The organism is Pseudomonas sp. GW821-FHT10C09 (assembly GCF_059415465.1).
Window position 1 is genome coordinate 82,505 of sequence record NZ_JBWKNG010000024.1, and the last position, 18,162, is coordinate 100,666.

Consider the following 18,162-nt stretch of genomic DNA (forward strand, 5'->3'; position numbering starts at 1 on the left):
CCCCGCAGTCTGGATTGCGAATACGCCATGACCTTGCAGTACCCAACCATCGCCGATTGCGTCGGCAACACTCCGCTGGTCCGTTTGCAGCGCCTGCCTGGCGCCACCAGCAATACCCTTTTGCTCAAGCTCGAAGGGAATAACCCGGCGGGTTCGGTCAAGGACCGTCCGGCGCTGTCGATGATCACCCGCGCCGAGTTGCGCGGGCAGATCCACGCTGGCGACACGCTGATCGAAGCAACTTCCGGCAACACCGGGATTGCGTTGGCGATGGCCGCCGCGATCAAGGGTTACAAGATGATCCTGATCATGCCGGACAACTCCAGTGCCGAACGTAAAGCCGCGATGACGGCTTATGGTGCCGAGCTGATCCTGGTCACTCAGGAAGAAGGCATGGAAGGCGCCCGCGACCTCGCTCAGCGGATGGAAGCCGAAGGCCGTGGCAAGGTGCTGGACCAGTTCGCCAACGGGGACAACCCGGAGGCGCACTACACCACCACCGGCCCGGAAATCTGGCGCCAGACCGAGGGCACCATCACCCATTTCGTCAGTTCGATGGGCACCACCGGCACCATCATGGGTGTCTCGCGCTACTTGAAAGAGCAGAGCGACAGCGTGCAAATCATCGGCCTGCAACCGATGGAAGGCTCGGCGATTCCGGGCATCCGTCGCTGGCCGCAGGAATACCTGCCGAAGATTTATCAGGCGGATCGTGTCGACCGCATCGTCGACATGGCGCAAAGCGAAGCCGAGGACGTGACCCGTCGTCTGGCCCGCGAAGAAGGCATCTTCTGTGGCGTGTCCTCGGGCGGTGCAGTGGCAGCGATGCTGCGCCTGTCCAAAGAAGTTGAAAACGCGGTGATCGTCGCGATCATCTGCGACCGAGGCGACCGTTACTTGTCGACCGGCATTTTCGACGCGCCCAACTGATGGCCAAGCACGAGAGAGGCCTGCGCTTCCAACCCACGGGCGGCAGCAAGGCCCCACAAATCCCGACCGGCAAAAAGCAGCGCTTGAGCATCGAGCGCCTGGCCAATGACGGTCGCGGTATCGCTTTTTTTGAAGGTCGCACCTGGTTCGTCATCGGCGCCTTGGCCGGTGAAGAAGTCGAGGCGCGAGTATTGGGCGCCCACGGCAAAGTGGTCGAGGCGCGCACCGAGCGCGTGTTCCAGGCCAGCGAACTGCGTCGCCCGGCACCGTGCCCGCACGCCGGTCGCTGTGGCGGCTGCAGCGTGCAACATCTGCCTCATTCTGAACAACTCGCCCTGAAACAACGCATGCTCGCCGAGCAACTGTCGAAAGTCGCCGGTGTCGAACCGCAAGAGTGGGCAGCGCCGTTGAGCGGTCCGGAATTCGGTTACCGCCGTCGCGCCCGTGTGGCGGTGCGCTGGGACATGAAAGCGAAAAAACTCGACGTCGGATTCCGCGCTGCGGGCAGTCAGGACATTGTCGCGATCAACGAATGCACGGTGCTGGTACAGCCCTTGCAACCGATCATGACCCACTTGCCGGAGATGCTCCGTCGCTTGAGCAAACCTCAGGCGCTGGGGCATGTGGAATTGTTCAGCGGTTCGTCGTTGGCCGTATTGCTGCGGCACATGGCGCCGTTGTCTGACGCCGACATGACCCTCCTCAAGGAATTCTGCGCCGCCCATGAAGCCCAATTGTGGCTGCATGGGGACGGTGAGCCACAACCGGTCGAGGCCGATGCGTCGCTGGGTTATCGCCTGGAGCAGTGGGACCTGGAACTGGCCTACCGGCCGGGGGATTTCATTCAGGTCAATGCCGGGGTCAACGAAGCGATGATTGCCCAGGCGCTGGACTGGCTGAAACCGCAGGCGGATGAGCGGGTTCTGGATTTGTTTTGTGGCTTGGGTAACTTTGCCTTGCCGCTGGCCAAGGCCGTTCGCGAAGTCGTGGCGGTGGAAGGTGTGCAGGCCATGGTCGAGCGCGCCGCTGCGAACGCGGCTAGCAATAATCTGCATAACGCGAAGTTTTTTCAGGCCGATTTATCCCAGCCTTTGACCGACGCTGAATGGGCGCGCGAAGGCTTTTGTGCGGTACTCTTGGACCCACCGCGTGACGGTGCCTTCGAGGCCGTGCGCAAGCTGGCGTCCCTGGGCGCCAAGCGGTTGGTGTACGTGTCGTGCAACCCGGCAACGCTGGCGCGCGACACGGTTGAATTGATCAAGCAGGGCTACCGGTTAAAACGTGCCGGGATTCTCGATATGTTTCCTCAAACGGCACATGTCGAGGCCATGGCGTTATTTGAAGCGAGCTAGGACGGCTCGTCTGGTCCGACTGTCCCGCCCGTGCAGCGCTCGCATGAGCCCCGCGAGCGCAAGCGGGCAACGAAGGTCAGCGATTTGACGCATTGAATCTGCGTCGTAGGGAAGGTAAGCAAGATGGTACAGGTGAGAGCACACCAGCCGATCAATACAGACGGCAGTATCAATCTCGAGGCTTGGCTCGATCATGCGGTCAGTGTCGATCCGGCACTGGATCGCGAAGCCTTGAAGGAAGCGTGCGAGTTCGCTCGTACGTCTGAACAGCAGGCCAATGCGGCGAAGAATCTATGGTCCGAAGGGACGTCGAGTTTCCGCACGGGCCTTGAGATCGCCGAGATTCTCGCCGACCTCAAACTCGATCAGGATTCACTGGTCGCCGCGATCTTGTACCGTGGCGTGCGCGAAGGGCAGATCCTCTTGCCTGCGATCAGCCAGCGCTTCGGCCCGGTGGTGGCCAAGCTCATCGACGGCGTGCAACGCATGGCGGCGATCAGCGACAGCCTGAGCCCGCGTAAATCCCTGGTGCTGGGCACTCAGGGCCAGGTCGAAAACCTGCGCAAAATGCTGGTCGCCATGGTCGACGACGTTCGCGTCGCACTGATCAAACTGGCTGAACGCACCTGCGCGATTCGCGCGGTGAAAACCGCCGACGACGAAAAACGCAATCGCGTCGCCCGTGAAGTCTTCGACATCTATGCGCCCCTCGCGCACCGTCTCGGTATCGGTCACATCAAGTGGGAACTGGAGGACTTGTCCTTCCGTTACCTTGAGCCTGACCAGTACAAGCAAATCGCCAAGTTGCTGCATGAACGGCGCCTGGATCGCGAGCGGTTCATCGCCGACGTGATGAGCCAGCTGAAGAACGAATTGCAGGCCACCGGCGTCGATGCCGACATCAGCGGCCGGGCCAAACACATCTATTCGATCTGGCGCAAAATGCAGCGCAAGGGTCTGGAATTCAGCCAGATCTACGACGTGCGCGCCGTTCGCGTGCTGGTGCCGGAAATGCGCGATTGCTACACCGCGCTCGGCATTGTCCACACCTTGTGGCGGCACATCCCGAAAGAATTCGACGACTACATCGCCAACCCGAAAGAGAACGGCTACCGCTCGCTGCACACCGCGGTGATCGGTCCCGAGGGCAAGGTGCTGGAAGTGCAGATCCGCACCCACGCCATGCACGAGGAAGCCGAGCTGGGCGTATGCGCGCACTGGCGCTACAAGGGCACCGACGTCAAATCCGGCTCCAATCACTACGAAGAGAAAATCTCGTGGTTGCGTCAGGTCCTCGAGTGGCACGAAGAGCTGGGTGATATCGGCGGCCTGGCGGAACAGCTGCGGGTCGATATCGAGCCGGACCGGGTCTACATCTTCACGCCGGACGGTCATGCCATCGACTTGCCGAAAGGCTCGACGCCGCTGGACTTCGCCTATCGCGTGCACACCGAGATCGGCCATAACTGCCGTGGCGCTAAGATCAACGGGCGCATCGTGCCGCTCAACTACAGCCTGCAAACCGGTGAACAGGTCGAGATCATCACCAGCAAGCACGGCACCCCGAGCCGCGACTGGCTGAACCCTAACCTGGGTTACATCACCACCTCGCGGGCGCGGGCGAAGATTGTCCACTGGTTCAAATTGCAGGCGCGTGACCAGAACGTCGCGGCCGGTAAGACCCTGCTCGAGCGTGAACTCAATCGTCTGGGCTTGCCGGCGGTGGACTTCGAAAAGCTGGCCGACAAGGCCAACATGAAGACCGCCGAGGACATGTTCGCCGCATTGGGCGCCGGTGATTTGCGCCTGGCGCAATTGGTGAATCTGGCGCAGCAACTGGTCGAGCCGGAACGCGGCAACGAACAGCTGGAGCTGATCCCGCGCAAAGCCACCGGCTACAAACCGGGCAAGCGTGGCGACATCCAGATCCAGGGTGTCGGCAACCTGATGACGCAAATGGCCGGCTGCTGCCAGCCGTTGCCGGGGGATGCCATCGTCGGTTACATCACCCAGGGCCGTGGCGTGAGCATTCACCGCCAGGACTGCGCTTCGGTGCTGCAACTGGGCGGGCGCGAGCCAGAGCGGATCATCCAGGTCAGCTGGGGCCCGGTGCCGGTGCTCACGTATCCGGTGGACATCGTCATCCGCGCCTACGACCGCTCCGGTTTGCTGCGTGACGTGTCGCAGGTGCTGCTCAACGAGCGGATCAACGTGCTGGCGGTCAACACCCGCTCGAACAAAGAGGACAACACTGCGTTGATGTCCCTGACCATCGAGATTCCGGGGCTGGATGCGCTGGGGCGGTTGCTGGGACGGATTTCCCAGTTGCCGAACATCATCGAAACCCGCCGTAACCGGACGCCTTGATGACCCCCGATCAAATGTGGGAGCGAGCCTGCTCGCGAAGAGGGCGTGTCAGTCGACATCAATGTTGTCTGACCCACCGCTTTCGTCGGAACGCCGCCCGGAGCCGGCTCGCTCCCACATTGGTTTTGTGTAGAGACTGATTGATGTATTCACTCGAAGACTTATTGCACTTGATGGCCCGTCTGCGCGACCCGCAGTTCGGTTGCCCGTGGGACATCAAGCAAACTTACGCCACCATCGTCCCGCACACCCTTGAGGAAGCCTATGAAGTCGCTGACGCCATCGAGCGCGGTGACTTCGATCACTTGCAGGGTGAGTTGGGGGATTTGCTGTTCCAGGTGGTTTATTACAGCCAACTGGCACGGGAAGAAGGGCGCTTCGAATTCGCCGGTGTCATCGACAGCATCACCCGCAAGCTGATCCGTCGCCATCCTCACGTGTTCCCCACCGGTGATCTGTATGCGCCCATGGACATCCCGCGCCTGAGTGAAGAACAGGTCAAGCAGCGCTGGGAAGAGATCAAGGCCGAGGAGCGCGCCGAGAAATCTGCCGCGCCGCAACAACTGTCCTTGCTCGACGATGTGCCCGCCGCGCTGCCGGCATTGTCGCGTTCCGCCAAGTTGCAGAAGCGCGCCGGGCAGGTCGGTTTCGACTGGCCGGACGCTTTGCCGGTGCTGGACAAGGTTCGCGAAGAGCTCGATGAAGTGCTCGAAGCGATGGCCGACAATGACTCGGCGGCGATTGCCGATGAAGTGGGTGACTTGCTGTTTTCCGTGGTCAATCTGGCGCGTCATCTCAAGGTTGATCCGGAAACCGCGCTGCGTGGCGCCAACAGCAAATTCGAAAGACGCTTCCGTTTTATCGAACAGGCATTGCGCGACACCCACCGTCCCATAGAAGATTGCACCCTCGAAGAGTTGGACGCCTTGTGGGGCGAAGCCAAACGTCAGGAAAAGAATTTGACCAGCTGCGGTTGAGCAGTTGCCTAAGTGAGAAACAAGCACCATGAGCATTTCCCTTCGCGACCAGTTGCTCAAAGCAGGGCTGGTCAACCAGAAGCAGGCCAAACAGGTCGGCAAAGACAAGCAGAAACAACAGCGCCTGGCCCACAAAGGCCATATCGAACTGGATGACTCGCAGCAGCGTGCGGCGCAGGAAGCGCAGGCCGAAAAGGTCAAGCGCGACCAGGAGCTGAACCGTCAGCAGCAGGAAAAGGTCGAGGCCAAGGCCCGCGCCGCGCAGATCAAGCAATTGATCGAAGTCTCGCGTCTGCCGAAGCTGACCACCGAGGACTACTACAACTTTGTTGACGACAAGAAGGTCAAGCGTCTCTGCGTCAACACGCTGATGCGTAACCAGCTCAGCAATGGCTTCCTGGCCATCGTGCACCACGCCGGCGGTTACGAAGTGATCCCGCGTGAAGCGGCGCTGAAGATCCAGGAGCGCGATCCACAACGCATCGTGCAGATGAACGTGAAGACTGAAGAAGTGGCCGCCGAGGACGATCCGTACGCCGCCTATCAGATTCCGGATGATCTGATGTGGTAAGCCGTTAACGGCCGCAACAACGACAAACCCCGCTCATGGCGGGGTTTGTCGTTTTCAATGCTGTAGTTGCTCAAGCGGAGCGCAACGCCCTTTGCTGCTCCAGTGTTTCCAGTTCGGATTTGTAGTTGTGCGCGTCAGTCTCGGAGTGAAACATCCCCACCAACAGGTCTTGTTGATGGACATCCCAAATGCGGATACCGGCGGCTACACCTTCATGGGATTTATGTGAATCGTCGCGTTCAGTTACTTTTACAGTCATCTGCTAGCTCCAATCTCAATTACCTGCACCAAGGCGTGTGCAGGTCTTTGTTATACGTTTTGTTAGCTTGCTAAGTAAACGCTCGGGATTGGTAACGAACAATTGCCGATTCTGCAAAAGTCCTGCAGCCCGCGTAACACGCGACATTCGGTCGCAGGGCGTTGAGTTTTATGACAAAAGATTCATGTTTGCATTGATGAAGATGACTGTCTTCACACAAAACCTGTGGGGGCGGTGTTCAATCTTTCACGGGCACAAAAAAAACGCCCCGAACCAGTCGGGGCGTTTTTGTGTGCAGCGAAACGGCGAGGTATTACTTACCTGCCCAACGCTTCAGTACCAGCGTGGCGTTGGTGCCACCGAAACCGAAGCTGTTGCTCATCACGGTGTTGATGGTGGCGTTTTCGCGAGTCTTGGTCAGGATCGGCATGTCTGCCACTTCCGGGTCCAGTTCGTCGATGTTGGCAGAGCCCGCCATGAAGTTGCCTTCCATCATCAGCATGCAGTAGATCGCTTCGTGAACGCCGGCGGCGCCCAGTGAGTGACCCGACAGGCTCTTGGTGGAACTGATGGCCGGAGCCTTGTCGCCGAACACTTCACGCACACCTTTCATTTCCGCGACGTCGCCGACCGGAGTCGAGGTGCCGTGGGTGTTCAGGTAGTCGATCGGAGCATCAACGGTGGACATGGCCATCTGCATGCAGCGGATGGCGCCTTCGCCGCTTGGGGCGACCATGTCGTAGCCGTCGGAAGTTGCGCCGTAGCCAACGATTTCCGCGTAGATCTTCGCGCCGCGGGCCAGAGCGTGTTCCAGCTCTTCGACCACGACCATGCCGCCACCGCCGGCGATGACGAAACCGTCACGCTTGGCGTCGTAGGCACGGGAAGCCTTGTCCGGGGTTTCGTTGTACTGGCTGGACAGTGCGCCCATGGCGTCGAACAGGAACGACTGGCTCCAATGCTCTTCTTCACCGCCGCCGGCGAACACGATGTCCTGCTTGCCCATCTGGATCTGTTCCATGGCGGTACCGATGCAGTGAGCACTGGTGGCGCAGGCAGAAGCGATGGAGTAGTTCAGGCCCTTGATCTTGAACGGGGTGGCCAGGCAAGCGGAAACGGTGCTGCTCATGGTCCGCGTTACACGGTACGGGCCAACGCGCTTCACGCCTTTTTCGCGCAGGATGTCCAGCGCTTCCATCTGGTTCAGCGTGGAGGCGCCACCGGAACCGGCGATCAGGCCGGTACGCGGGTTGGAGACTTGCTCATCGGTCAGACCGGAGTCAGTGATGGCGTCTTTCATGGCCAGGTAGGCGTAAGCCGCCGCGTGGCCAACGAAGCGATAGATCTTGCGATCGATCAATTCTTCGAGAGGAAGGTCGATGGAGCCGGAAACCTGGCTACGCAGACCCATTTCGGCATATTCCGGGTTGAACCGGATGCCAGGGCGACTTGCACGCAGGTTAGCGGAGACGGTCTCTTTGTCATTGCCCAGGCACGAAACGATGCCCAGACCAGTGATAACGACGCGGCGCATGCGGATAACCCTTAGAAGTTGTCAGTGGAGGTGAAAACGCCGACCCGAAGGCCTTCGGCGGTGTAGATCTCGCGGCCGTCGACGCTGACCGAACCGTCGGCAATGGCCAGGTTCAGTTTGCCTTTCAACACGCGCTTGATCTGAATGTTATAGGTGACTTTCTTGGCGGTCGGCAGGACCTGGCCGAAGAACTTCACTTCGCCCGAACCCAGCGCACGGCCACGGCCCGGCAGACCTTGCCAGCCGAGGAAGAAGCCGACCAGTTGCCACATGGCGTCAAGGCCCAGGCAGCCTGGCATCACCGGATCACCTTCGAAGTGGCAGGCGAAAAACCACAGGTCCGGAGTGATATCCAGCTCGGCGACCAATTCACCTTTGCCGTACTTGCCACCCTCGGCACTGATATGGGTGATGCGATCCACCATCAGCATGTTCGGGGCGGGCAGTTGTGCGTTACCTGGGCCGAACAGCTCACCGCGACTGCAGCGCAGCAGGTCTTCCCGAGTAAAGGCGTTTTGTTGGGTCATGCGAGCTCCTCAATAGTCCCATGCGGCAGGGTGGGGCAAATCTCCCGGCCGATCGAGGCGTTCATGCCTCGAGTCAGCAGCCTACTCATAGACTATTGCGTTGTGGTGAAAGTCACAGCACCAAGGACATGAATGTACACTTGTGCACTGAAATTATTATTCAAGCCCCTTTTCGGGCCTGTTCGGGTGCCTAAGACTGCCGCACTTTCGCCTTTCACGCCAGTCGCAGATGGTCGAAAGGCCTGTACTACTGCACCCAGCGCTGCAGAATTTGCTGCAAATCAGTTCGTTTGAACGGCTTGGCCAAGTAATCGTTCATGCCCGCCGACAAACAGGCTTCGCGATCACCCTGCAACGCATTGGCGGTCAAGGCGATGATCGGCAAGTCCGCGCAGCCGGGCAATTGGCGAATCTGTCGGGTTGCTTCGTAGCCGTCGATGATCGGCAGTCGGCAGTCCATCAGGATCGCTTCAAAAATCAGGCTTTCGGCGCTGCGCACGGCCTGCGCGCCATCGGTCGCGACGCTGACAGTAAAGCCCAGGCTGCGCAACATTGCTTCGATCACGGTCTGATTCACCGGGTTGTCTTCGACCAGCAACACGTTATGCCCGGCGCCATCCTCATTGCCGGTCTGCGCCCTCGGGGTCAGCACCGGCAGCGTCTGTTTATAGAGCGCCAGCGGGATTTCCAGGGTAAACACCGAGCCCAGGCCTTCTTCACTCTGCGCCCGCAAGGTGCCGCCCATGCGTTCCGCCAGGGTGCGGGCAATCGGCAGGCCCAGGCCGGTGCCACCGTAACGGCGTGAAATGGAACTGTCGGCCTGCTGGAAGGCATTGAACATCAGCTCCAGGCTTTCAGCGGAGATACCAATGCCGCTGTCGCGCACGGTGCAGGTGAACCACAGCAGTTCGTGGTCCAGCGATTGCCACTGCGGTTCGATGCTGACGCGGCCGTGTTCGGTGAACTTCAAGGCATTGCCGACCAGATTCACCAGGATCTGCCGGATGCGCGTCGGGTCGCCTTGAACCTGAAGGGCGCGCAGGTCATCTGGGATCACCAACTGCAGATCGAGCCCGCGTTGCGCCGCGCTGTGCTGGAACGATTGGGCGCAACTGACGATCAGGTCCGCGAGGTTGAACGGGATGTGCTCCAGTTCCAGTTCCGAACGCTCGATGCGCGAGAAGTCGAGAATGTCGTTGATGACCTTGAGCAGGTGTTCGGTGGACTCCGAGGCCAGCGCCGCGTATTCGACCTGCTCTTCGGTCATGTCGGTGGTTTCCAGCAATTGCAGCATGCCGAGTACGCCATTCATCGGCGTGCGCAGTTCATGGCTCATCATCGCCAGGAAATCAGACTTGGCGTTGTTGGCCTTTTCCGCTTCCTCGCGTGTCTGGATCAACTGCGCCATCGCCTGATGCTGTTCGCGACTGGCTTGTTCGAGGCCGCTGGCGAGGTTGTTGATGTGTTGCGACAGCGCGCCCAACTCGGTGTCATCCACAATGGGCAAGGGCCGTGTGTAATCGCCTTCCTGGATCGCCTTCACCGCATTGCCAATGTCGCGGATCGGTTGCGACAGGCTGCCCGCCAGGCGCCGTGCGACCAGAAAGGTAAACAGCAGGGCGAACAGGGCGAGGATCGCGGCTTTCAACAGGATTTCCTGCTGACGCTGGTTGAAGGCGTCATTCGACAGACCGACGATCACCCGGCCCAGATAGTCCTCGGAGGGGCCGATACTCGCGGCTTTGGAGCCCTGGAAAAAATCATTGTTGAGCGCAATCCGCTGCAACCGCACCGGTGCCTGGAACACTTCCACCTGTTGCGAGCGGCGGTGGGTTTCCGACGGTTGCTCGACGTACACCAGAATCCGGTTGGCGTTGTCCTGGACCTCGAGGAAGCGCACGTTCGGCGTGGCGAGTGTCGCCTTGAGCAAGCTTTCGAGCACCTCGTTGTTACCCGAAATCACCCCGTATTCGGTGGCGGGAGCCAATTGGTTGGCGATCAACTGCCCGGTGTGGTTGAGCTCCTGACGCAGGTCCTGAATCCGTACGAAGGTAAAAAAGCTGATCAGCAGCAGTGTCAGCAACAGGGCCGGGCCAAGGCTGATCATCTGTGTGCGGGTGTTGATGTCCCAAGGGCGTCGGAAGGTCATGGGCGGCTTTCTCCTTCAGCCAACTGCAGGGCGGCAGACGCGTCATCAATCTGCTCAATACCTAATGAACGAGCCACTTGCGGGTTACTTGAGACTTTGAAGTGTTGCGGGTAAAGCGCGCGCGGCCAGCTCGCCGGTGGCAGGTCGAGCAATTCGTCGAGCACCTGCAGCCAGTCGCTCTGATCGCTGTACGTGCTGGCCAGGCTGCCGGCCTTGACGAACGCGGCATTCGGGCCGACCAAGGCCAGTTGCCGGGAGTAGCTGCTCAATAGCAGATTCTTTGCGGTTTTCGGGTTGTACAGGTCGGGATCGTCGAGGCCCAGCAGCACGTCGCAGTTTTTCAGCAAGTCCTGCAAGGGGCGACTGTCATTGGTGTTGTCCCAACGCTCGGCAACCACATCAAGCGATTCCCCCAGGGCGGCCAGGCGCATTTCTTTCAACAGGAATTCGCTGTGATCGTCGTACAGCACGCCGACGCGCCGCGCCTGGGGCAGGACCAATCGAGTCAGGCGCAATTGCCGATCCAGTGGCGGATCACTCCAGAGCAGGCTGAGCTGCGGTGGAAAGTTCACGCCGAAACGTTGTTGGGCTTGCAGGCGACTGATGCGCAGTACCAGCGTCGCCGGGCCTTGGGCCTCTTGCTGGCGCCAGTCGAGGCTTGGCAGATCGAGCAGGATCAAGCGCGTGGCGGCGGGCAGTTTGCTTGGCAAGGGGAGGCTCGCCAGTGGCTGGAAACGCACGTTGTCGGTGGGGCGCATCTCACTCAATGCATGGACGAAGGATTGCACGCCGGGGCTGTCTTCGGTGCCCGTCAACAGAATGTCCGCAGCCTGTATCGGCAGGGCGCCGAGCAGGCAGCCAACCGCCAGGCACAACCCGGCCAGCAGGCGGCCCAGTGGCGGCGACTTCCATGACAGGCAACGGCGCATTTAAAACGTCAGCTCCGCGCTGAAATAAACTACTCGGCGCTCGTCGTAGTTGTTGTCGACGAAGGTGGTGGGTTGGTTGTCCAGGCGTTGCTGAAGAATGCCGGCCAGTTCCAGATGGACCTTGCCCAGGCCGATGCGTTTGGCAATGCGCGTGTCTACCCGCTCGAAGCGGTAACCATTGAGAGCATCGTCGCCATAGTAGAAGAGCGCGCTGTTCCAGCCCTGTCCCCAGTTGCGCAGCCAACCGGCGGAGCCGCTGTTGCGCGCGGTCTGTTGCTCATCCAGCGGGTTACTGGCGTCGGCGTCCACGTAGGCATAGGTCAGGCGCAGGCGGTCAGCGCTGCCGAGGCGCCAGTCCAGTTGTGTTTCCGCCCCGGTGAAGCGCGAGGTGTTGGAGTTGCTGGCGATGTACTGATTGTTGCGCAGCGGTTCGCTGATCATGCCGTTGATTTCGTCGTAGAACAGCTTCACATCGACGCTCAGTCCCAGCTCGACGAAGTAGCCGTTGTAGCCCAGCTCTCGCGAGCGCATGCGTTCCTTGTCGAGGTCGCCGGGGCCACGGGTCTTGACGAAATAGCGGGCGCTGCTCTGACCGTAAGCGGTGGGCCGCAGGTTGGTCACCTGGTAACTCCAGTTGACGTTGTTCTCGAACATGTCCGGTGAGCGGATGGCTTCCGAGTACACGGCACGTAAACCATGGCGCGGGTTGATCAGGTAATTGACCGCGACACGCGGGGTCAACGAGCTGCCGGTCAATTGCGTGTCTTCGAACATCGCCCCGCCCTGCAACAACCAATGCTCGGTGGCTCGCCACTCCAGCTGGCCGAACGTGCGCCACGTGGTGTCGTCGAGCGTGCCATTGAAGTAGGTCTCGGAATCGGCCCGGTCGTAACGATAGTTCATGCCACTGACCAGTCGCAGGCTGTCGGACAGGCTGAGGGTGTCTTGTACTTCGAGGTCGTAGCGCGATTCCCGGGCGCTCTGGTCGATGTCGCCACAGAGCGTTTGCCGCGCGCCACTTTTCCATTGCCCCAGCACTTGATTGGCCAGCGCTTGTTCCGCCGGCGTGCCGCGAGGCGCGCCGGGACCGGTGAAGCGATCCATGTTGCGCGCCAGGCGTTCGGTGTAATTGGGGTTGAGCTGCCAGAGTTGGGTCAGCTCCGGGCTGAACGACACTTCGGCATCGCAGGCGCGCCAGGTTTGCTGGCGATCCCAGTGTTGGGCCGAGCCCTGGACATAAAGGCTGTGATCGGGATTGAGGTCCAGGTTCCAGCGCAGCGAGCCGGCGTAATCCTTGGCGGCGACGTCGGAATTGTCGCCGGCGGCGGTAATCCCCGGGAACACCGGGCGGTAGGTATACGGCCGTTGGTTGGTGCCTTCCTTCGCATTCAATTGCCAGTCGATGCTCTGGTTTTCGGCGAGCGTCTGGCTGACCGCGAGGTTGAAGCGATTGAGGCGACGGCTGTCCCGATAATTGGCACCGTTGCGGTCCGAATCGAAACCGTCGTCTTGCTGGCCGGACAGTGACAGACGCAGGTCACCGCCGTCCCAGCCGGTGCCCTGGCTGGCGTAATAGTCGTTGATGCCGCGTTGGCCACGGGTGACTTTGACGCGGGTGCCATGGCTGTTGGCCGGGTTGCGCGTGATGATGTTGACCACGGCCATCAGCGCGTTGGCGCCGTAGCTGACGGTGTTCGGGCCACGAAAGACTTCGATGCGCTCGATATCTTCCATGGCCACCGGGATATCACTCCAGTCCACCGTGGCCAGGCCGGCGCGGTACACCGAGCGACCGTCGATCAGCACCTGCATGCGCCGGGCGGCGGTGGCGTTGGTGCCGTGGTAGTTCACGGCGGCCTGGTTGCCGCTGATGTTGCCGACCATCATGCCCGGCACCAGTCGCAGCAATTCGCTGATGTCGCGGGCGCCGCTGGCGTTGATCAATTCGCTGTCAATCACCGTCATGCTCCCCGGAACTGCGGCCGGCGATTGCTTCAGGCGTGTCGCCGTCAGCACTTGCGGGAGCGGTTCGTTGTCGAGGAACAAGTCGTCGGCCAGCAAGGACGGGCTGAACATCAGCACCAGGACCAGCGGCGAGCGGGGTGATGGAGAACCAAGCGACACGTCATACCCTTTGATCGTGAGGAGTTGGCGCGCATGTTAACCGAGCGCGGGCACTTTTCCATTCACGATGCCGGCATTTTCCTCGTATTTATTGGTCTTCTTCCTACAAGTGTTGGTAATTGATGCGGGGGCTGGCCGCCACGGGGGCGCTCCGTATAATGCCGACATCGCCACTGGTATGGATTAACGGATTGCATATGACTGAACAGCGCCCAATTGCGGTCCTGGGAGGCGGAAGTTTTGGTACCGCCGTGGCCAATCTGTTGGCCGAAAACGGTCATCAGGTCCGGCAGTGGATGCGTGACCCCGAACAGGCCGAGGCCATTCGGGTCAATCGCGAGAACCCGCGTTACCTCAAAGGCATCAAGATTCTCCCGGCGGTAGAACCGGTGACCGACCTGCAAGCCACGCTGGATGCCTGCGACCTGTGTTTCGTCGCGTTGCCCTCCAGCGCGCTGCGCTCGGTCCTGGTCCCGCATGCCGCTCAGTTGAGCGGCAAACTGCTGGTCAGCCTGACCAAAGGCATCGAAGCCCACACCTTCAAGCTGATGAGCGAAATCCTCGAGGAAATCGCTCCGCAAGCGCGCATCGGCGTGTTGTCGGGACCGAACCTGGCCCGTGAAATCGCTGAACACGCGTTGACTGCCACGGTGGTCGCCAGTGAAGACGAAGAGCTGTGCCAGCGGGTTCAGGAAGCGCTGCATGGCCGGACCTTTCGCGTGTACGCCAGCGCCGACCGTTTCGGCGTCGAGTTGGGCGGGGCGCTGAAAAACGTCTACGCGATCATTGCCGGCATGGCCGTGGCGCTGGGCATGGGCGAAAACACCAAGAGCATGCTGATCACCCGCGCACTGGCGGAAATGACCCGTTTTGCGGTGAATCAGGGCGCCAACCCGATGACCTTCCTCGGCCTTGCCGGGGTGGGCGATTTGATCGTCACCTGCTCGTCGCCAAAAAGCCGCAACTACCAGGTCGGGTTTGCCCTCGGCCAGGGCCTGAGCCTGGAAGACGCGGTGACACGTCTGGGCGAAGTCGCCGAAGGCGTAAACACGCTGAAAGTGCTCAAGGCCAAGGCTCAGGAGGTGGGCGTCTATATGCCACTGGTCGCCGGGCTGCACGCAATCCTGTTCGAAGGGCGCACGCTTAATCAGGTAATTGAGCTGTTGATGCGCGGCGAACCGAAAACCGATGTCGACTTCATTTCTACCAGCGGTTTCAACTAAGCACGCTTTGTAAATAAGCAGGGGAGCACGACATGAACGATCCAAAAATGGAAACCAAGTACGAGTCGATCCTGCTGCGGGTGCTGTGGATGATCGTATTCGTGCTGGTCTGGCAAGTGGCGCAGTTCATCCTTGGCGCGGTGGTGCTGGTGCAACTGATCTATCGTTTGTTCTATGGCGCTCCGAGCGCCAGCCTGATGAACTTCGGCGACAGCCTGAGCCAGTTCCTGGCGCAGATCGGTCGTTTCGGCAGCTTCCACAGCGACCAGAAACCCTGGCCGTTCGCCGACTGGCCGACGCCGCGTACACCGGAAGGTGAAGCGCCGCATGTTGTGGCGCCCGCGCCGCATCCGGCCCGAGATGAGGAACCCAAGCTATGAAACTCTGGGTATTGCGTCATGGTGAAGCTGAACCGTATGGCTCGCGTCCTGATTCCGAGCGAGCGCTGACCCCTCATGGTTGTGAAGAAGTGCTGCGCAGTGCGGCCCAGTTGATCGGTCAGCCGATTACCGCGATCTACGCCAGCCCTTACCTGCGGGCGCAACAGACCGCGCAATTGGTGCGCGAAGCGCTGGGGTTCGAACCGGACATCCGCACCGTCGAGTGGTTGACACCCGACAACCGCCCGCAAGCGGTGTCGGAGCAGTTGGTGTCGGTGGATTACGCGCTGTTGGTCAGTCACAACCCGCTGGTGGGCAATTTGCTCGGTTATCTGCAGCACGGTCACGTGCAAGAGCCGGAAACCGTCAAAACCGCCAGCCTGGCAGAGCTCGAAGGCGACTTGCCGCTGGCCGGCGCCATGAAACTCAACGGCATCAAGCACCCCTGATCGTTTTGCTCCCACAGGGGACGGCGGTGTTGCTGATTTTTGTAATGAAATAGTCAACCAAGCAACCGCTTGGTTGACTACGCTTGCTCCAGACCAAAAATTCAGGAGCGAGTCGCATGTCTGCTGCTTTTCGTTTGCCGCTGGATGTCTTTTACGAGCGTGAGGCCCGTCATCCACGCCAGCGTTTTCTGGTCCAGCCCACGGGCGGCGGGCAGGTCGAGACCTTGACCTGGGCCGACGTCGGCCATCAGGCGCGTTGCGCGGCACATTGGCTGCGCGCTCGCGAACTGCCGCAAGGCAGCCACATCGCGCTGATATCGAAAAACTGTGCCCACTGGATCATCGCCGACCTGGCGATCTGGATGGCCGGGCATGTCTCGGTGCCGTTGTACCCCAACCTCACCGCCGAATCGGTGGCCCAGGTACTCGACCACTCCGAAGCGGCGCTGGCGTTTATCGGCAAGCTTGATGACTGGCCGAGCATGTCTCGTGGCGTCAGCCCTGACTTGCCGACGATCAGTTTGCCGCTGCACCCACCCGGCACCTTCGATTTCAGCTGGGCCGACCTGCAACGCAGCTCGCCCATCCAGGATAACCCCACGCCGGCGGCCGATCAGTTGGCGACCATCATTTACACCTCCGGTACCACCGGCCTGCCCAAAGGCGTGATGCACAGTTTCGGCAATCTGGGTTTCGCCACCACCCGCGGTACGCAGTTGTTTGGCCTCAACGAGTCGGATCGATTGCTGTCCTATTTGCCGCTGTGCCACGTGGCCGAGCGGATGTTCGTCGAACTGGCGTCGATTTACACCGGGCAGACGGTGTTCTTTGCCGAGAGCCTCGATACCTTCCTGACCGATTTAAAGCGCGCCCGGCCTACTGCCTTGTTCGGCGTGCCGCGAATCTGGACCAAATTCCAGATGGGCGTGTACAGCAAGATCCCGGCAAAGCGCCTGGATTTTCTGCTCGGGCTGCCCTTCATCGGCAAACGGGTCGGGCATAAAGTCCTCGTCGGGCTGGGGCTGGATGCATTGCGTGTCGCCTTGTCCGGCGCTGCGCCCGTGCCACAAACCTTGCTGCTGTGGTACCGCAAACTGGGGCTGGACGTGCTGGAGGTCTACGGCATGACCGAGAGCTGCGGCTATTCGCACATTTGCCGGCCCGGCGAGAACAAACCCGGCTGGATCGGCAAGCCGTGCCCTGAGGTAGAAGTGCGGATCGACGAATCCGGCGAGGTCATGGTGCGCAGCGGTGCGACCATGCTCGGCTACTTCAAGGAACCGCAGAAAACTGCTGAAACCATCACCGAGGACGGCTTCCTGCGCACCGGCGACAAGGGCGAGGAAGACGCCGAAGGCAACCTGCGCCTGACCGGGCGCCTGAAAGAAATCTTCAAGACCAGCAAGGGCAAATACGTCGCGCCGGCGCCAATTGAAAATCGCCTGGCGGTGCATTCGCGGATAGAACAAGTGTGCGTGGTCGGTGATGGTTTGAGTGCACCGCTGGGGCTGTGTGTGTTGTCGGCGGTCGGGCAGCAGGACGCCAGCGGCACGGCGAGGGCAGGGTTGCATTCAAGCCTGGAAAAACTCCTGGATGAGGTCAACGGCGTCCTCGACAAGCATGAGCGCTTGCGGCGTCTGGTGGTGGTCAAGGACAGCTGGGCCGTGGAAAACGGCTTCCTGACGCCGACCCTGAAGATCAAGCGCAATGTGATCGAAGCGGCTTACGGCGACCGCTTCGAAGAATGGAGCGAGCGCAGCGAGGCGGTGCTGTGGCAGGATTGAGCCACGAACAAAACCAACATAGGAAAGCAGCGATGAGTCTGTGGCGTACCACTCCCAACATCGAGCAGTTGAACGCGATCCAGAAAAACACCATCGGCGAAGTGCTGGATATCCGCTTCGAAGCGTTTGACGAAGGCTCCCTGACCGCAAGCATGGTCATTGACCATCGCACTCACCAGCCTTACGGCCTGCTGCATGGCGGCGCGTCGGTGGTGCTGGCCGAGTCGGTCGGTTCGATGGCCAGTTATCTGTGCATCGACGCCAGCAAGTTTTACTGCGTGGGCCTGGAAATCAACGCCAACCATTTGCGTGGCCTGCGCAGTGGGCGGGTGACAGCCGTGGCCACGCCAATCCACATCGGTCGCACGACGCACGTCTGGGACATCCGCTTGACCAGCGATGAAGGCAAGGCCAGTTGCGTGTCGCGCCTGACCATGGCGGTCGTGCCGCTGGGCGAAAATCCGCCAGCCCGCTGACATCCCAGGCAAACTGCCTGGTCTTTTGTGGCGAGGGAGCTTGCTCCCGCTGGGCTGCGCAGCAGCCCTAATCTCCGTCACGGATGACCGCATTGGAAGAGCGACGACTGCTGGGCAGCCGAACGCGAGCA

Annotated in this window: 16 protein-coding genes; 10 read left to right on the top strand and 6 right to left on the bottom strand. The window is 60.6% G+C overall.

Annotation, left to right across the window (positions count from 1 at the left end):
* Positions 1-27: 27 nt before the first annotated feature.
* The 5 genes from cysM to AC07N8_RS23385 all read left to right on the top strand — a co-directional run bounded on the left by cysM (position 28) and on the right by AC07N8_RS23385 (position 6,197).
* A complete protein-coding gene (cysM, locus tag AC07N8_RS23365; protein WP_392890799.1) occupies positions 28-930 on the top strand; it encodes a cysteine synthase CysM in 903 nt (300 codons plus the stop codon).
* On the top strand, positions 930-2,282 hold the full coding sequence (rlmD, locus tag AC07N8_RS23370; RefSeq protein ID WP_483841405.1) for a 23S rRNA (uracil(1939)-C(5))-methyltransferase RlmD: 1,353 nt from the start codon (positions 930-932) through the stop codon (positions 2,280-2,282). Before cysM ends, rlmD begins: the two co-directional genes overlap by 1 nt.
* 123 nt (positions 2,283-2,405) lie before the next feature.
* The gene (gene relA / locus AC07N8_RS23375; protein ID WP_483841404.1) at positions 2,406-4,649 is read left to right on the top strand and encodes a GTP diphosphokinase; all 2,244 of its coding nucleotides are present in this window, start codon (positions 2,406-2,408) and stop codon (positions 4,647-4,649) included.
* A 143-nt stretch (positions 4,650-4,792) separates the two neighbouring features.
* Positions 4,793-5,626, top strand: coding sequence for a nucleoside triphosphate pyrophosphohydrolase (mazG, locus tag AC07N8_RS23380; RefSeq protein ID WP_493145931.1), 834 nt, complete (start codon positions 4,793-4,795; stop codon positions 5,624-5,626).
* A gap of 28 nt (positions 5,627-5,654) precedes the next feature.
* Positions 5,655-6,197, top strand: a complete 543-nt coding sequence (locus AC07N8_RS23385) for a DUF2058 domain-containing protein (RefSeq protein ID WP_483841402.1) — start codon at positions 5,655-5,657, stop codon at positions 6,195-6,197.
* A 70-nt stretch (positions 6,198-6,267) separates the two neighbouring features.
* Here AC07N8_RS23385 and AC07N8_RS23390 read toward each other — a convergent pair whose 3' ends face one another.
* The 6 genes from AC07N8_RS23390 to AC07N8_RS23415 all read right to left on the bottom strand — a co-directional run bounded on the left by AC07N8_RS23390 (position 6,268) and on the right by AC07N8_RS23415 (position 13,719).
* A complete protein-coding gene (locus tag AC07N8_RS23390; RefSeq protein ID WP_140667387.1) occupies positions 6,268-6,456 on the bottom strand; it encodes a hypothetical protein in 189 nt (62 codons plus the stop codon).
* 313 nt (positions 6,457-6,769) lie between these two features.
* Positions 6,770-7,990, bottom strand: a complete 1,221-nt coding sequence (gene fabB / locus AC07N8_RS23395; RefSeq protein ID WP_483841401.1) for a beta-ketoacyl-ACP synthase I — start codon at positions 7,988-7,990, stop codon at positions 6,770-6,772.
* Positions 7,991-8,001: 11 nt separating this feature from the next.
* Positions 8,002-8,517, bottom strand: coding sequence for a 3-hydroxyacyl-[acyl-carrier-protein] dehydratase FabA (gene fabA / locus AC07N8_RS23400; RefSeq protein ID WP_008148022.1), 516 nt, complete (start codon positions 8,515-8,517; stop codon positions 8,002-8,004).
* Between the two features lie 247 nt (positions 8,518-8,764).
* On the bottom strand, positions 8,765-10,666 hold the full coding sequence (locus tag AC07N8_RS23405) for an ATP-binding protein (RefSeq protein ID WP_483841400.1): 1,902 nt from the start codon (positions 10,664-10,666) through the stop codon (positions 8,765-8,767).
* Positions 10,663-11,595, bottom strand: a complete 933-nt coding sequence (locus AC07N8_RS23410) for an ABC transporter substrate-binding protein (RefSeq protein ID WP_493145930.1) — start codon at positions 11,593-11,595, stop codon at positions 10,663-10,665. The genes AC07N8_RS23405 and AC07N8_RS23410 overlap by 4 nt, the downstream gene beginning before the upstream one ends.
* Positions 11,596-13,719 (bottom strand): TonB-dependent receptor plug domain-containing protein, encoded by a 2,124-nt coding sequence (locus AC07N8_RS23415; protein ID WP_493145929.1) that lies wholly within the window; start codon positions 13,717-13,719, stop codon positions 11,596-11,598.
* Between the two features lie 197 nt (positions 13,720-13,916).
* Here AC07N8_RS23415 and AC07N8_RS23420 point away from each other — a divergent pair, with 197 nt between their 5' ends.
* The 5 genes from AC07N8_RS23420 (at position 13,917) to AC07N8_RS23440 (ending at position 18,031) form a co-directional block, all read left to right on the top strand.
* Positions 13,917-14,942: an NAD(P)H-dependent glycerol-3-phosphate dehydrogenase gene (locus AC07N8_RS23420; RefSeq protein WP_123432799.1), complete on the top strand. Its 1,026-nt coding sequence runs from the start codon at positions 13,917-13,919 to the stop codon at positions 14,940-14,942.
* A 32-nt stretch (positions 14,943-14,974) separates the two neighbouring features.
* Complete coding sequence (locus tag AC07N8_RS23425) at positions 14,975-15,322, top strand: DUF4389 domain-containing protein (protein ID WP_027923994.1); 348 nt, start codon at positions 14,975-14,977, stop codon at positions 15,320-15,322.
* The gene (sixA, locus tag AC07N8_RS23430) at positions 15,319-15,771 is read left to right on the top strand and encodes a phosphohistidine phosphatase SixA (protein ID WP_493145928.1); all 453 of its coding nucleotides are present in this window, start codon (positions 15,319-15,321) and stop codon (positions 15,769-15,771) included. Before AC07N8_RS23425 ends, sixA begins: the two co-directional genes overlap by 4 nt.
* 116 nt (positions 15,772-15,887) lie before the next feature.
* Complete coding sequence (locus AC07N8_RS23435) at positions 15,888-17,555, top strand: AMP-binding protein (RefSeq protein ID WP_483841396.1); 1,668 nt, start codon at positions 15,888-15,890, stop codon at positions 17,553-17,555.
* 32 nt (positions 17,556-17,587) lie between these two features.
* Complete coding sequence (locus AC07N8_RS23440; protein WP_140667376.1) at positions 17,588-18,031, top strand: hotdog fold thioesterase; 444 nt, start codon at positions 17,588-17,590, stop codon at positions 18,029-18,031.
* Positions 18,032-18,162 lie beyond the last annotated feature (131 nt).

Coding starts and splice junctions, on each gene's coding strand:
- cysM (WP_392890799.1), top strand. CDS start 28: ATGACCTTGCAGTACCCAACCATCGCCGATTGCGTCGGCAACACTCCG.
- AC07N8_RS23410 (WP_493145930.1), bottom strand. CDS start 11,595: ATGCGCCGTTGCCTGTCATGGAAGTCGCCGCCACTGGGCCGCCTGCTG.
- AC07N8_RS23405 (WP_483841400.1), bottom strand. CDS start 10,666: ATGACCTTCCGACGCCCTTGGGACATCAACACCCGCACACAGATGATC.
- mazG (WP_493145931.1), top strand. CDS start 4,793: ATGTATTCACTCGAAGACTTATTGCACTTGATGGCCCGTCTGCGCGAC.
- AC07N8_RS23390 (WP_140667387.1), bottom strand. CDS start 6,456: ATGACTGTAAAAGTAACTGAACGCGACGATTCACATAAATCCCATGAA.
- AC07N8_RS23420 (WP_123432799.1), top strand. CDS start 13,917: ATGACTGAACAGCGCCCAATTGCGGTCCTGGGAGGCGGAAGTTTTGGT.
- rlmD (WP_483841405.1), top strand. CDS start 930: ATGGCCAAGCACGAGAGAGGCCTGCGCTTCCAACCCACGGGCGGCAGC.
- AC07N8_RS23385 (WP_483841402.1), top strand. CDS start 5,655: ATGAGCATTTCCCTTCGCGACCAGTTGCTCAAAGCAGGGCTGGTCAAC.
- AC07N8_RS23435 (WP_483841396.1), top strand. CDS start 15,888: ATGTCTGCTGCTTTTCGTTTGCCGCTGGATGTCTTTTACGAGCGTGAG.
- AC07N8_RS23425 (WP_027923994.1), top strand. CDS start 14,975: ATGAACGATCCAAAAATGGAAACCAAGTACGAGTCGATCCTGCTGCGG.
- fabA (WP_008148022.1), bottom strand. CDS start 8,517: ATGACCCAACAAAACGCCTTTACTCGGGAAGACCTGCTGCGCTGCAGT.
- sixA (WP_493145928.1), top strand. CDS start 15,319: ATGAAACTCTGGGTATTGCGTCATGGTGAAGCTGAACCGTATGGCTCG.
- relA (WP_483841404.1), top strand. CDS start 2,406: ATGGTACAGGTGAGAGCACACCAGCCGATCAATACAGACGGCAGTATC.
- AC07N8_RS23440 (WP_140667376.1), top strand. CDS start 17,588: ATGAGTCTGTGGCGTACCACTCCCAACATCGAGCAGTTGAACGCGATC.
- fabB (WP_483841401.1), bottom strand. CDS start 7,990: ATGCGCCGCGTCGTTATCACTGGTCTGGGCATCGTTTCGTGCCTGGGC.